The 14,082-nt window shown below is 55.0% G+C and carries 14 protein-coding genes; 10 read left to right on the top strand and 4 right to left on the bottom strand.

Going from position 1 to position 14,082, the window contains the following annotated elements; translation table 11 throughout:
- Positions 1–102: 102 nt before the first annotated feature.
- The 7 genes from BVC71_RS04450 (at position 103) to BVC71_RS04420 (ending at position 5,693) form a co-directional block, all read left to right on the top strand.
- Positions 103–942, top strand: coding sequence for an AAA family ATPase (locus tag BVC71_RS04450; RefSeq protein ID WP_086450391.1), 840 nt, complete (start codon positions 103–105; stop codon positions 940–942).
- Positions 943–1,321: 379 nt separating this feature from the next.
- Positions 1,322–2,671 carry a DUF2927 domain-containing protein gene (locus BVC71_RS04445; protein WP_086450390.1) on the top strand — a complete coding sequence of 450 codons (1,350 nt, stop codon included), beginning with the start codon at positions 1,322–1,324 and terminating at the stop codon, positions 2,669–2,671.
- Between the two features lie 12 nt (positions 2,672–2,683).
- Positions 2,684–2,857, top strand: coding sequence for a hypothetical protein (locus tag BVC71_RS15430; protein ID WP_086450389.1), 174 nt, complete (start codon positions 2,684–2,686; stop codon positions 2,855–2,857).
- A gap of 3 nt (positions 2,858–2,860) precedes the next feature.
- Positions 2,861–4,048: a vWA domain-containing protein gene (locus BVC71_RS04435; protein WP_086450388.1), complete on the top strand. Its 1,188-nt coding sequence runs from the start codon at positions 2,861–2,863 to the stop codon at positions 4,046–4,048.
- Positions 4,045–4,380 (top strand): hypothetical protein, encoded by a 336-nt coding sequence (locus BVC71_RS04430; RefSeq protein ID WP_086450387.1) that lies wholly within the window; start codon positions 4,045–4,047, stop codon positions 4,378–4,380. Before BVC71_RS04435 ends, BVC71_RS04430 begins: the two co-directional genes overlap by 4 nt.
- Positions 4,373–4,975, top strand: a complete 603-nt coding sequence (locus BVC71_RS04425; RefSeq protein ID WP_086450386.1) for a DedA family protein — start codon at positions 4,373–4,375, stop codon at positions 4,973–4,975. The genes BVC71_RS04430 and BVC71_RS04425 overlap by 8 nt, the downstream gene beginning before the upstream one ends.
- Positions 4,976–5,012: 37 nt before the next feature.
- Complete coding sequence (locus BVC71_RS04420; RefSeq protein ID WP_086450385.1) at positions 5,013–5,693, top strand: M48 family metallopeptidase; 681 nt, start codon at positions 5,013–5,015, stop codon at positions 5,691–5,693.
- Between the two features lie 122 nt (positions 5,694–5,815).
- Here BVC71_RS04420 and eda read toward each other — a convergent pair whose 3' ends face one another.
- A complete protein-coding gene (gene eda, locus BVC71_RS04415) occupies positions 5,816–6,457 on the bottom strand; it encodes a bifunctional 4-hydroxy-2-oxoglutarate aldolase/2-dehydro-3-deoxy-phosphogluconate aldolase (protein WP_086450384.1) in 642 nt (213 codons plus the stop codon).
- A 42-nt stretch (positions 6,458–6,499) separates the two neighbouring features.
- The gene (edd, locus tag BVC71_RS04410) at positions 6,500–8,305 is read right to left on the bottom strand and encodes a phosphogluconate dehydratase (RefSeq protein ID WP_086450383.1); all 1,806 of its coding nucleotides are present in this window, start codon (positions 8,303–8,305) and stop codon (positions 6,500–6,502) included.
- 224 nt (positions 8,306–8,529) lie between these two features.
- Between edd and BVC71_RS04405 the strand changes: the two genes are divergently transcribed.
- Genes BVC71_RS04405 through BVC71_RS04395 form a run of 3 tightly spaced genes read left to right on the top strand, consistent with a single transcriptional unit; the run spans position 8,530 to position 10,888 of the window.
- Positions 8,530–9,114: a DUF6778 family protein gene (locus tag BVC71_RS04405; protein ID WP_086450382.1), complete on the top strand. Its 585-nt coding sequence runs from the start codon at positions 8,530–8,532 to the stop codon at positions 9,112–9,114.
- Between the two features lie 41 nt (positions 9,115–9,155).
- Positions 9,156–10,352 (top strand): RSP_2647 family RNA methyltransferase, encoded by a 1,197-nt coding sequence (locus BVC71_RS04400; protein WP_086450682.1) that lies wholly within the window; start codon positions 9,156–9,158, stop codon positions 10,350–10,352.
- Positions 10,349–10,888: an RSP_2648 family PIN domain-containing protein gene (locus BVC71_RS04395; protein ID WP_086450381.1), complete on the top strand. Its 540-nt coding sequence runs from the start codon at positions 10,349–10,351 to the stop codon at positions 10,886–10,888. The genes BVC71_RS04400 and BVC71_RS04395 overlap by 4 nt, the downstream gene beginning before the upstream one ends.
- Here the strand turns inward: BVC71_RS04395 and BVC71_RS04390 are convergent.
- Both BVC71_RS04390 and BVC71_RS04385 read right to left on the bottom strand, forming a co-directional pair.
- Positions 10,885–11,157: a hypothetical protein gene (locus BVC71_RS04390; RefSeq protein WP_086450380.1), complete on the bottom strand. Its 273-nt coding sequence runs from the start codon at positions 11,155–11,157 to the stop codon at positions 10,885–10,887. The two genes, BVC71_RS04395 and BVC71_RS04390, sit on opposite strands and share 4 nt — an antisense overlap.
- On the bottom strand, positions 11,150–13,927 hold the full coding sequence (locus tag BVC71_RS04385) for a [protein-PII] uridylyltransferase family protein (protein WP_086450681.1): 2,778 nt from the start codon (positions 13,925–13,927) through the stop codon (positions 11,150–11,152). Before BVC71_RS04385 ends, BVC71_RS04390 begins: the two co-directional genes overlap by 8 nt.
- Positions 13,928–14,082: the final 155 nt, after the last annotated feature.

Here is a 14,082-nt window from a genome sequence, read left to right as displayed (position 1 = left end):
CATTCCGCGCGTGTCACGCGCGAATTTCGCCAATCGATCAATATTTGCAGGGCTTTATGGTCGTGGTATGGTGAATTAACGACACAAGCACAAAGTGAAGACATGCAATTTACAGGCACAGACACCTATGTCGCGAGCGATGATCTAAAGGTAGCCGTGAATGCGGCGGTCACGCTGCAAAGACCCCTTTTGGTCAAAGGCGAACCAGGCACAGGCAAGACCGAATTGGCGCGTCAGGTCGCGAATTCTTTGGGTTTGCGAATGATTGAATGGAACATCAAATCAACAACCAAAGCTCAGCAAGGATTGTATGAATACGACGCCGTAAGTCGTTTGCGGGACAGCCAATTAGGCGACGAAAAGGTCAACGACGTTTCAAATTACATAAAAAAAGGCAAACTTTGGCAGGCGTTTGAATCGGACGAACGACTGGTTCTTTTGATTGATGAAATCGACAAAGCTGACATCGAATTCCCCAACGACCTGCTACAGGAATTGGACAAGATGGAATTCCACGTCTACGAGACCGGGCAGACCATCCGCGCCGAACAGCGCCCCATCGTCATCATCACATCGAACAACGAAAAAGAACTGCCCGACGCGTTTTTGCGCCGCTGTTTTTTCCACTACATCAATTTCCCCGATGCCGACACGCTGCGGCAAATCGTCGAAGTCCATCACAAGGGAATCAAACCCGAACTACTGACCACGGCGCTGACCCGATTCTATGAAATCCGCGAAACGCCGGGCCTGAAAAAGAAACCGTCGACATCCGAAGTTCTAGATTGGCTGAAATTGCTATTGGCCGAAGACCTAAGCGCCGAAGATTTGCGCAAAGACGGCGCCAATGCTTTGCCGAAACTGCATGGTGCGCTGCTGAAAAACGAACAGGATGTTCATCTTTTTGAACGATTGGCCTTTATGGCGCGTCGGGACCGATAGCTATATTTAGGTGCACCCACCGGTCGCAGCACAACTCGGTGGGGTAAACTGGTCACGGTTGCCCCGCTTTTCGCCGCATTTGGCGTAAAAACAGGTGATTTGTGAAAACTTTACGCCCTTAACTTGGCATGTCGCGTGCAAGGTGCCTTGGGAATACCCCAGTTCCACCCAAACGCGGCCCCACTCCCTTGGCAGGTTGGAGTCGGGTAACCAAGGAGAGCGAGTTGACCAAGGCAAAAATGCCGGTCCAGTGCCGTCCATGTCCCGCCCCGCACGATCGTGCGGGCGATTTTGGACGATTGACCGAAGTACATAGCGCATCGCTAATTGGTGCGGCCGCGGATTTGGATGCCCATGTTTTCAATGGGGTAATCTGTTAATGCGCGTTTTGAAATTATGTGCCGTCACGGCCATCACGGCCTGTACGCCCGTTCCACAACATCATGAACCTAGCCGCGCCATCAGCATGGAAAATAACCTTCCGCCGATGCGTACCTTTGCCAGCAACAACGTATCGTTGCCAACGCGGCCAAACAGCGAATTGTTGAATGATTTTCTGGATCTGACCTTTCGACTGGAAAGCGGTCGAAACGTCCCTCTCTTTACCCGTTTCGAAGGCCCCATCAGCGTCCGCCTAACTGGATCACCAAATTCGTTATTAGTCTCTGACCTGCGGGCCTTAATATCGCGGCTACAGTCCGAGGCAGGGTTAGACATCTATCTAACGGGCGCGCCAAACGCATCCATTACGATCGAGGCCATCCCACAAGCCGAATTACAAAGCACAGCCCGAAACGTTGCCTGTTTCGTAGTTCCGCGCATCAGTAACTGGGCAGAATACAAAGCAAACCGCCGCACCCCGCAAACGGACTGGACCACGCTAGAACGCCGCGACAAAGCCGCGATTTTCGTTCCTGCCGATGTCGCCCCCCAAGAAATTCGGGACTGCCTACACGAAGAGCTGGCTCAGGCGTTGGGCCCTCTGAACGATCTATATCGCCTGCCAGACTCTGTGTTTAACGACGACAACATGCATTCTGTCCTGACCAGTTTCGATATGCTGATGCTGCGCACCTATTACGCACCAGAATTACGAAACGGGATGACCCGAGGCGAAGTCGCCGCCCGCCTGCCCGCTATTTTGGCACGGCTCAATCCGGCTGGCGAACGCATGACCGGGCGGCCACTAAACGCTACGACGCGCGATTGGATTGAACAGATCGAAACCGCGCTACGTTCGCAAAACAACGCGGGACAGCGCCGCAATGCCGCTGAAAATGCGTTGAACCTATCAATTTCCCACCGTTGGAATGACGCGCGGCACGGCTTTGCCAATTTTGTGTTTGGTCGCTTGCAAGTCGGACGCGATGACGAACTGGCCCGCGCCGCCTTTACCGCCGCAGACCGCGCCTATCGCGCGAGCAATGAAACCCGTTTGCAAACCGCGCATGTGGCGCTGCAACTCGCTGCGTTTTCGCTATCGTCGGGAAATTACATCGAAACGCTTGCCCGCGCCGATGAGGCTATCCCAATCGCGGCCGCCCACGAAAATGCGGCATTGCTGGCAACCCTGCTGATGTTCAAAGCAGAAGCATTAGACCATCTGGGCCGCGCCGAAGAAGCGCAGTCTGTGCGCATGGACAGTTTGGCGTGGGCGCGATATGGATTTGGTTCGGAACAAAACGTTCGGGCCAGACTGCAAGAGGTAGCTGCGCTCGATCCCCGCTAAGGAGAAAGCGACATGATCATTCCCGTACTTGGCATCCTAATTGGCGCTATTTTCGGGGCATTCATGGCCAAACGCAAAGGCGGCAACACGCTGGACATTCTACAATGGGCGGCTGTTTGGGCGTTGATTTTGGGCGCGATCAGCCTGTTCATCATGATCGGCATCGACCGCAGCTATCGTCCATAACAGATGTTTTTGCCGTTTTTCGAAAACCTTCGGAAATCGGGCGTGCCTGTTTCCTTGCGCGAATACCTGTCATTTCTGGACGGAATGCGCGCGGGGCTGGTAACCTATGACATCGACGGGTTTTACTATCTGGCCCGCGTGTCGATGGTCAAAGATGAACGCAATCTAGATAAATTCGACCGCGCCTTTTCGGCGACGTTTTCGGGGCTGGAAAATATTTCGGTCGATCAGGTGATCGAAGCCGTCGACCTGCCTGCCGACTGGCTGCGCAAGATGTCGGAAAAACTGCTTACGGATGAAGAAAAGCAGGAAATAGAAGCCCTGGGTGGTTTCGAAAAGTTGATGAAGACGTTGAAAAAACGTCTTGAAGAACAAAAAGGTCGCCATCAGGGCGGATCGAAATGGATCGGAACGGGCGGCACATCGCCTTTTGGCGCCTATGGTTACAACCCCGAAGGCGTCCGTATCGGCCAAAAAGAAAGCCGCCACCAACGCGCCGCCAAAGTGTGGGACAAACGCGAGTTTCGCAATCTGGATGACAGCGTCGAACTCGGCACCCGCAACATCAAAGTCGCTCTGAAACGGTTGCGACGATGGGCGCGTGATGGGGCGGCAGACGAACTTGATCTAGATGGCACCATTCGGTCGACAGCCGAACACGGCTATCTGGATGTGAAAACACGTCCAGAACGGCGCAATGCCGTCAAAGTGTTGCTGTTTCTGGATATCGGCGGTTCGATGGATCCCCATATCAAAGTTGTCGAAGAACTATTTTCAGCAGCCCGCGCCGAATTTAAATATCTGGAACATTTCTATTTCCATAATTGCCTCTACGAAGGCGTATGGCGCGACAACAAACGACGCTGGAATGATCAGACCCCGACATGGGATATCCTGCGCAGCTACGGGTCTGATTATAAATGTATCTTTGTCGGTGACGCCTCTATGTCACCCTACGAAATCGCCTATCGCGGCGGTGCCAATGAACATTGGAACGAAGAGGCCGGACAAATCTGGCTAGAGCGCGCTCGTGATCAATGGCCCAACCATTTATGGATCAACCCTGTGCCAGAACGGCTCTGGAAATTTACGCAGTCCATTTCCATGATCCAACAGATATTTGGGCCCGATAAAATGGTGCCTATGACTTTGGACGGGATTGATCGCGGCATGAAAGCGTTAGGCAGATGAAACGGTTATTCACGGTTATCCGTGCGCATCCTGTTATTTCCGCGATTTTCTGCATCGCGGCTACGGTGTTTTTGTGGTTGCTCATCAACCTTCTGTTTATCGGACCACCCAAAGACCGCTTTGCAACCCCTGCCCCTTGGATGACGCCCAATTACATCGCCAACAGCTGGCATGTTGATGCAACCGACGTTGCCATGGCTGTCGGCCTTACCGATAGGCCCAAAGGTCGCCCGACCTTTGATGACATCGCCAAAATGCGCGGCGTGCCCGTCGAAACCGTCCTGACCGAGGTGATCGGTTTCCTAGCATTACAAAGCCATCGCAATGACTGATTGGCTTTTGTTGCAAATGGCTGTGTGGGGCGCACCATTAATATTCGTGGTGAATTTCCTGTCCTGTATCGCGGTGCCGATCCCTGCGTCGCTGGTCATGATGACGGCAGGCGCGTTCATTGCGACGGGTGATCTCATGTTCGCCTATGTTTGGCCTGCCGCCTTTACAGGGGCGGTGCTGGGCGATCAGGCAGGTTTCATGATCGGTAAACATGGTAGGCGCAGGTTGCAAAATGTAATCCATAACGATCCCAAAAGGTCTAAACTGTTTCATCAGGCCCAAGACTTGACCGACCGTCACGGCGGCATCGGCGTTTTTTTGACCCGCTGGGCCCTTAGCCCTTTGGGCCCCTACGCCAATTTTGCGGGGGGCGCTGTTGAAATGCATCGCGGTAAATTTACGACTTGGGGGTCAGCTGGTGAAATCGTCTGGGTGACATTGTACCTTAGCCTGGGGTTCATATTTTCAGATCAGCTCGCAACGGTTGCAGGCTATGCCGCTGACATATCGGGGCTTTTGGCAGCGGGCGGCGTTGCGCTGGTTCTGGGCCTATGGCTGCGAAAAAGGCTATCAGAAACGAAACTGGGCCTGTAATCTTGCCTGCCACTGTCCTCGGCCCCATATCTGCACCATGATCAAATTTCTGCCCTTTGTTCTGATCCTTCTTTACGGCCTTGCCATGTGGCATTTTTCGGCGTGGCGACTGAAAAAGGAACTGAATGAACGGTCAACGGAATTGGTCGAACCCAAACTTCAGCCAGTGCTTCGCCAACTTGCGCAAGCTTTAGATTTACCCCGCATCCGCGTTTTCGTTTACGAAGTCGATCAAATTAACGGGCTCGCGGCGCCAGATGGTCGCATTTTTATTACCCGGGGCTTCCTGCGCAAACTTCAATCCGACGAAGTGACTGCATCAGAACTCGCCTCAGTCATCGCCCATGAAATGGGCCACGTCGCGTTGGGGCATTCCCGCAGGCGCATGATCGATTTCAGCAGTCAAAACGCCCTGCGCGTAATCCTGATGACAGTTATTGGGCGTTTCATTCCCATCGTCGGCCCATGGATCGCCAACGCTGTCATTGCCTTGCTGGCAGCACGCCTTTCGCGCAAAGATGAATTCGAAGCCGACGCCTACGCCACCGCGTTGCTTATGAAATCGGGTATCGGCGCAGAGCCTCAGGTCACTTTATTCCAAAAACTGGATCGCCTTACGGGTGGCCGCGCGAATGGCACCCCTGCGTGGCTACTAAGCCACCCCAAATCACCCGAACGTATCGCGGCCATCCGCAAAAACGCTGGGAACTGGACATAGTGGGGGAAAATGGCCGCAGGTCCATTTGGGGGCTTTGCCCCCTGCCCGCCGCAGGCGCCACCAGAACGAACAAAGCCCGAAGCAACGCTTCGGGCTTTGCCCTTTTTAAAACAGTCTCGACCTTAGCGTGGCAGTGCGGCGGCCTCTTTTGCCAGCGCTTCGATCCCAGCCCAATCGCCCGCGTTGACCAGATCTTTTGGTGCGACCCACGATCCGCCACAGCACAGGACGTTGGACAGCGATAGGTAGTCACCAACGTTTTTCATCGAAATACCGCCAGTTGGGCAGAAATTAACCTGTGGCAACGGCGCGCCAATGGCTTTCAACGCGGGTGCGCCGCCGTTTGCTTCGGCGGGAAAAAACTTTTGAACGGTATAGCCACGCTCTAGCAAACGCATCACTTCGGACGCGGTCGATGCACCTGGCAACAGTGGCAGGTCGTTCGCTTCGCAAGCGTCCAGCAGCTTATCGGTCGCGCCAGGGGCAACGCCGAATTTCGCACCGGCTTCTTTTGCTTTCTCCACATCTTCTGCCGTCAGCAATGTGCCCGCGCCGACAACGCCGCCTTCGACTTGCGACATCTCACGGATCACGTCCAGCGCAGAGGCCGTGCGCAGCGTGACCTCTAGTGCAGGCAAACCACCGGCAACCAATGCACGCGCCAGATCGGCGGCGGTGCTTGCGTCTTCGACGACCAACACAGGGACAACAGGCGCAAGTTTACAGATTTTGCGGGCTTCGACAGAGGCGACTTCAGGTGTCATCTGAATTTCCTTTTGAATTTATTTGGTAACAGTGTTGGCGTCTTAAACGACGACGCCAGCACCTTCGGAGGCAAGCCCCACATTACGGCGGAACACTTCGAACAATTCGCGGCCAACGCCGTTGCCGTTGGCAGTCAAATCAGCAACAGCCGCATCACGCGTCGATAGATCTACGCCAACCACCTCTAGCGTGCCAGCGATCGCATCCAGACGAACAACATCACCGTCTTGCAGATAGGCCAATGGGCCACCGTTCTTTGCTTCTGGGCTCACATGAATCGCGGCGGGTACTTTGCCCGATGCGCCCGACATACGGCCATCAGTGACCAGCGCGACCTTTAGCCCGCGATCCTGCAAAACCGACAGGGTTGGCGTCAGAGAATGAAGCTCTGGCATACCGTTTGCTGATGGGCCTTGGAAGCGCACAACAACGATTGTGTCGCTGGTGAATTCACCGTTCTGGAACGCTTTTTTCACGTCGGCTTGATCGTGGAAAATGCGGCATGGGGCTTCGACAATGCGGCGCTCTTCGGCAACGGCCGACACTTTGATCACGCCGCGGCCCAGATTGCCCGATAGCTGCGTCAGGCCGCCATGGGCGCTGAACGGTTCGGATACAGGTCGCAGAATTTTGTCGTTCAGCGTCTCGGTTGGGCCAGCCTCGTATTTCACGGTGGCGCCGTCCAGTTTAGGTTCCTGAGTATACCGATCCATGCCTTTGCCAGCGACGGTGGTCACATCATCATGCAACAGGCCCGCGTTCAGCAGTTCGGAAATCATGAACTGCAAACCACCAGCTGCGTGGAAATGGTTAACGTCCGCCAGACCGTTTGGATAGACCTTGGCAAGTAGCGGCACGACTTCGGACAGGTCCGAAAAATCCTCTAGATCCAGTTGGATACCTGCGGCGCGCGCCATGGCTGGCAAGTGCAGAACAAGGTTCGTCGAACCACCAGTGGCCATCAGACCAACCAGACCATTAACAAACGCACGTTCGTCCAACACGTCACAAGCGGGCGTAAATTCATTGCCCAGCGATGTGATCTGCGCCGCGCGTTCAACTGCCGCATAGGTCAGCGCGTCGCGCATTGGCGTGTTAGGGTTCACAAAGGACGATCCTGGAAGATGCAGCCCCATGAACTCCATCAGCATCTGGTTCGTGTTCGCAGTGCCGTAGAATGTGCAGGTGCCTGGCCCGTGGTAGGAGGCCATCTCGGCTTCCATCAATTTGTCACGGCCAACCTCGCCTGTGGCGAATTGCTGACGGACCTTTGCCTTTTGATCGTTGGGCAAACCGCTGGTCATTGGGCCTGCCGGTACGAAAACCGCTGGGATATAACCGAAAGTCGCCGCTGCCATCACCAGACCGGGCACGATTTTGTCGCAAACGCCCAAGTATAGTGAACTGTCGAACACATTGTGCGACAGACCAACACCCGCGGCCAAGGCAATGACGTCACGCGAAAACAGCGACAATTCCATGCCTGTTTGGCCTTGGGTCACGCCGTCACACATTGCGGGAACACCGCCCGCGACTTGGGCGGTGGCACCGACCGAACGGGCCACATTGCGGATGATATCAGGGAACTTTTCATACGGCTGGTGCGCCGACAACATATCATTATACGCAGTAATGATGCCAATATTCGGTGCGCGTTCATCAACCAACGCCGCTTTGTCATCGCCCATGGCGGCATATGCGTGCGCTTGGTTACCACATGTCAAATGAGCGCGACGTGGACCTTCGGCAGCAGCGGCGGACATATGGTCCAAATAAGCCGAACGCGATTGTTCACTGCGTTTCCGAATACGATCTGTGACTTCAACGATTTTGGCGTTGAGGGCCATGGGAATCTCCTTTGGCTTTGCTTGGCTCTCCACTATCACGTATTGTTACCGCTAACAATATCTCAAAATATCTCATTGCGAACAGCAAGATACCATTAAATCGCACGAACCGCGCCTTAGTTCCGTCACTATTCGAAAGGATATTTAATCAAACTTTCGAGAAACACCTTTGTTTCCGACTAAAAAACCCCAGAAAAATTGGGGTGTGCTGAAAGGACGAGACGATGCAACTGATCAAAGCCGCTTGCGCATGTTTATTGGCCGCTTTTGTTGCGGGCTGTACAATGGGCGACGATGTGACGCGTAACGCAACGGTTCAGCTGCCGTTGGCTGACGTATCCGATCAATATTTGCCGACATATACGGTCAAAGACGTTCGTATTTCGGTTCCGCTGAACCTGTCCGTGTCCGAAGCGAATTCGATCAAACCACGTGCCGACATTGTTTGGCGCGGCGATCTGGGCTTTGACCGTCACGAACAACTGCGCGTTTTGTTCGAAGAAGCCGCAGCAGAAGGCGCCGAACTGATGCAGGGCGATGTGGACGTCGTCGTAGACCTGACCGTCACCAAATTCCACGGCATGACCCAACATTCGCGTTACGCCTACAAAGGCGATTACGACATCCACTATACATATGTTGTACGCGATGCTGTGACGGACGCCGTCATTGAAGGTCCAACCGAAATCGAAGTGTCCTTGGTCTCCACTCCAGAAGCGGCGATTTATATGGATGCAAGCGGTTATACAGAACGTCAGTACGTCAAAGACTACTTGGTGCCGCTGCTGTCATCGACTTTAACGCACTAAACCGCTTTTCGGCGCAGATGAAACAATTTAAAGGGGACGTTATGAACACGTCCCCTTTGCCTATTGTCCGCCTCATGCCCAAAGCTGATGCCCGCTCCATTCGGTTCGGCTATCCATGGGTTTATTCCAACGATCTGGTTGTCGACCGCCGGACTAAAAACATCGAACCGGGCGCGATCGCGACCCTACAAGATGCCGAACGTCAGGACATGGGCGTTGTAGCCGTGAACCCAAATTCGCGCATCATCGTGCGCATGTTGGACCGTAATCCAGATGCGGTTATCGATCAGAACTGGATCGCCGCGAAACTGGCCCGTGCGCTTGCGCATCGTGACCGTCTGTTTGCCGACCCGTTCTATCGCCTGATCCACGCCGAAGCCGACGGTATGCCCGGCGTCATCATCGATCGTTTTGGCGATTTGGCCGTTGTGCAGCCGAATGCCGCTTGGGCCGATAAACTGATGCCTGAAATTACTGCCGCGTTGCAGGACATGGTCGGCGTGAAAACCGTTATCATGAACGGTTCGGGCCGTGCACGCGCACTGGAGGGGCTGGAAGAAACCATGTCCATCACCGCAGGCACTGCGCCAGACGCGCCGATCCCTGTGCCCATGAACGGCGCGATTTATATGGCGGACGTCATGGGCGGCCAGAAAACCGGCCTATTCTTTGACCAACGCCCGAACCACGCTTTTGCTGCGTCGCTGTCCAAAGACGCGCGAGTGTTGGACGTGTTTTCCCACGTCGGCGGCTTTTCCTTAGCGGCTTTGGCTGGCGGCGCATCCTCGGCACTTGCTGTTGATGGATCGGCCCCTGCTCTGTCTCTGGCCACGGATGGTGCGGCGGCTATGGGCATGGCGGATAAATTCAGCACCCGCCAAGGCGACGCATTCGACGTGCTTTCGGCCCTAGGGTCCGAAGGCGAAACATTCGATGTCGTCGTCTGCGACCCGCCCGCATTCGCCCCATCGAAAAAGGCGCTAGAGCCTGGCCTACGTGCCTACGAACGCGTAGCCCGTTTGGCCGCACCTTTGGTCCGCGAAGGCGGCTATTTGGTGCTGTGTTCGTGTTCGCACGCCGCTGAAATCACAAAATTCCGCAACGCATCCGTTCGCGGGATCGGCCGTGCGGGCCGCAGCGCACAGATCATTCACACTGGATACGCTGGCGCAGACCACCCGCTGATGCCGCAACTGGCAGAAAGCGGATACCTAAAATCCGTGTTCTTCCGCCTGTGAGGGTCCTGATCGACGCCTGCGTGCTGTTTCCAACAGTGATGCGCGAAATCATCTTAGGGGTCGCAGACCAAGGTCTGTTTGAACCACGTTGGTCTGATCGCATCCTAGAGGAATGGGCGCGCGGCACGATCAAATTGGGCGACGGGGCCGAGGTCATCGCCCGCGGTGAAATCGCCGCCCTAGCCGTGCGTTTCCCCCGCGCAATCGTCCCCGCGGCGCCGCATATTGAACAGCGGCTGTGGCTGCCGGATGAAAACGATATTCACGTTCTGGCCAGCGCGGTCGCGGGATCCTGCGATGCGATCATGACCGTGAATATGAAAGACTTCCCCAAACAATATCTGGCCGAAGAAGGCGTAGATCGTTTTGACCCCGACGGGTTTCTATATGGCCTGTGGCTCGATCACCCCGAACAGGTCGAAACCGCCGCCAATGCGGTTCTGGCCGAGGCCCGCCGCCTATCCGACGGCGATTGGACGATGCGGAACCTGTTGAAAAAGGCGCGATTACCGCGCCTTGGCAAAGCGCTGGGTTAATTTTCGCGCGGACGACTGCGGTATCCACCACGGCGCCGCGGACGGTCCATCGGTTGCAGCGCATCCTTTAACACAGCGATCATCGGATGATCTTGCGGTTCATTCGCGTGACGGGCCAGTAGCTGACCGATCAGCGCCGCATTATCCGCGTCCACAGGCATTTTCAGCGCCCAGTCCAGAAAAATGCCGCGACAATCCTCTGGTCCGATCCCTTCGATCTTAAAGGATTCCGCGATGACCCCTGTGGGGTCCAATGCGTCCTTAGCCATGTTCAACCTCTCCCAATAGCTGACTGATGACCGTGTTCGCCTCCGCTGCGACCCGCTCCATTTCCTGTGTAAGCGACGCAACATCATCAAACCCCGTTTCACGCAAGATAAACCGCAAACCGCCTTCGCCCAGTTTTTCAGGGTCGAGTGTCCCCCCCGTCAACAAACGCGCGGCCGCCTGCAACGACCAAAATAGACTGGCGGACCGGCATAGCGCCGCTTCATCCGCGGCATCAAACCAGCCAGAGACGACACCCGCATTGATTTGTTCTGCCACGCCGCGCACAGGCGCCCCTGCCCGCAACGCCGCCGTTTGCGAGCATAGTTCAACGTCCATCAACCGACCCGCGCCGTTTTTTGCGTCCCAAACGCCGTCTGGCGCTTTGGCTACGGACAGGCGGCGGCGCATTTCGGCGACATCGGCTAGAATGGTTTCGCCGTTGGACTTTTCCTGCAAAATCGCGCGACGCAATGTTTCTACGCGGTCGGCCAATTCTTTACTACCTGCGATGGGCCGCGCACGTGTCAGCGCCAAATGTTCCCACGTCCACGCTTCGGTATGTTGATAGGTGTCGAACGAAGACAACGACGTTGCAACCGGACCCTGACGCCCTGACGGACGCAAACGCATATCAACCTCATACAGTTGGCCATCCGCCATAGGAGCCGTCACGGCAGTGATGAGCGCTTGGGTCAGACGTGCATAATACGGGCGCACCGCAAGCGGGCGCCGTCCGTCGGATTCCGTCGCATCTTGCGGATCGTAGATCATAATCAAATCCAGATCAGACCCCGCATTCAAACGCGCAGCCCCCAGCGACCCCATCCCCAAAACAACCGCGCCAGCCCCCGGCATCGGACCATGTTTTCGGGCAAATTCATCCACCACAACAGGCCACAACCCCGCAATAACAGAGCTGGCTAAGTCACTGTATTGAGTGCCACTTTCCGAACCCGAAATCAGCCCCTGCAAGTGGTGGACACCGATGCGGAAATGCCATTCCTTCATGAAACGACGGGCAGCATTTAATGCGTCCTCATAATCGCCGGCACGATCCAAATCTTCGGACAACATTTGGGTTAATGCATCCGTTCCTGGCCAAGGCGCGAAAAAATCACCTCCAATAACCATGTCAAAAACGTCTGAATTGCGCGACAAATATTTGGCCAATGCAGGTGCCGTCGCACAAATATCGACGATTAATTTGGTCAGTTGGGGGTTCGCATCAAACAGAGAAAACAGCTGCACACCCGCAGGAAGGCCACGCAGAAAACCATCGAATTGCAGCAAGGCTTCTTCTGGTTTGGCGGCCTCTTTTAAACGAGCGAAAATCTCTGGTCGTAGGCGTTTGAATATTTCCACCGCCCGTTCGGATCGCAAAGCAGGATAGCTGTGCCAACGCGCTACAAAATCCGCGCCAAAGTCATCAACGGGTTCGACTGGCGCGGCATCTGGCGCAAAAAAGCCTTCGGTCAGTGCATGAACCTGTTCACTACGGTCCGATAGTTCAGCACGTAACGCCGCAACATCCATATCCACGAATGCCGCCAGACGTTCCCAACCAGCATCCGATGTTGGCAAAGAATGGGTTTGCTGGTCCGCAACCATCTGCAATCGGTGTTCGATTTCACGGTGGTATCTGTAATGATCATACAAGGTTTTCGCATCATCCACAGGCACCCAGCCAGCCGCAGCCAGCCGTTCCAATCCTGTTTTTGTATCGCGAACACGCAAATCTGGATCGCGCCCGCCCGCGATCAGTTGGCGTGTTTGCGTGAAAAATTCGATCTCACGGATACCGCCGCGACCCAATTTTATATTGTGGCCGTCTAACTTAAGATCTCCTGCCAAACCTTTGTGATCGCGTATTTTTAACCGCATATCATGGGCGTCTTGTATGGATGCAAAATCCAGATGTTTCCGCCAAACAAAGGGCTGCATGGTTTTTAAAAAACGCTCGCCCGCTTTGACATCTCCCGCACCTGCCCGCGCTTTGATATAGGCGGCGCGTTCCCACGTCCGCCCGACGCTTTCGTAATAATGTTCTGCGGCGTCAGTCGACAAACAGACTGGGGTTACACTTGCGTCTGGACGCAGTCGTAGATCGGTTCGGAACACATAGCCCTGATCGGTAACATCGGACATGGTGGTCGCCATTTTCCGCGTTGCGCGGATAAACGCAGCGCGCGCATCGTCATAGTTAGAGGCGTCAAATCGATCACTGTCGAACAAAACGATTAGGTCGATATCAGAGGAATAGTTCAGTTCGCCGGCGCCGCCTTTGCCCATCGACAATGCGAACATACCAGCAGCCGTTTCTGCGTCCTGTTCGGTCAGGCCAGGGATTTTGCCACGCGCAATTTCATGCCCAACCAACTGACGCAAACAATCATCTACGCTGGCATCGGCGAAATCAGATAAGGCTGCAGTCACTGTTTCTAGCGGCCAAACACCGGCCACATCGGCAAGCCCCGTGATCAACGCAACACGCCGCTTCGCGCGGCGCAGCTCGATGCTCAGATCCTCGCGGCTCACTGCGCGCGCTCGATCAATTTCATCGGCTAATGCTTTTTCGGGGTCATCCAATGCGGCGCGTATCCAATCGGCCTCTTTGGTCAAAAGGGTCGCTAAATACGGGCTACACCCCGCCGCGCCGTGGATTACGTTGACAGTTGCCGGGGGCAAATCGCGAAAGGCTGCCGCCAATTCGTCAGCGCGGTCAGTATCATAAGCTCTTGGGGCGCGGGAAATACGGGATTCGAATGTCATAAACACAGTTTGATGCCGCGACAGCGCATCGTCAACGTTCCACACACTACGAAAAAACCGCTGCTTTTCAGCGCTGTAGTGAAACAATGTAAAAAACTTTAACATCACCCCTTGTTGTAGGGCTTTGGCATACCGATATGATTTAATGTGAAAAG

It is taken from the genome of Marivivens niveibacter (assembly GCF_002150005.2).
GTDB lineage: Bacteria > Pseudomonadota > Alphaproteobacteria > Rhodobacterales > Rhodobacteraceae > Marivivens > Marivivens niveibacter.
The sequence above is the reverse complement of the archived record's forward strand: the minus strand, read 5'-3'. Positions and strand labels throughout refer to the sequence as shown.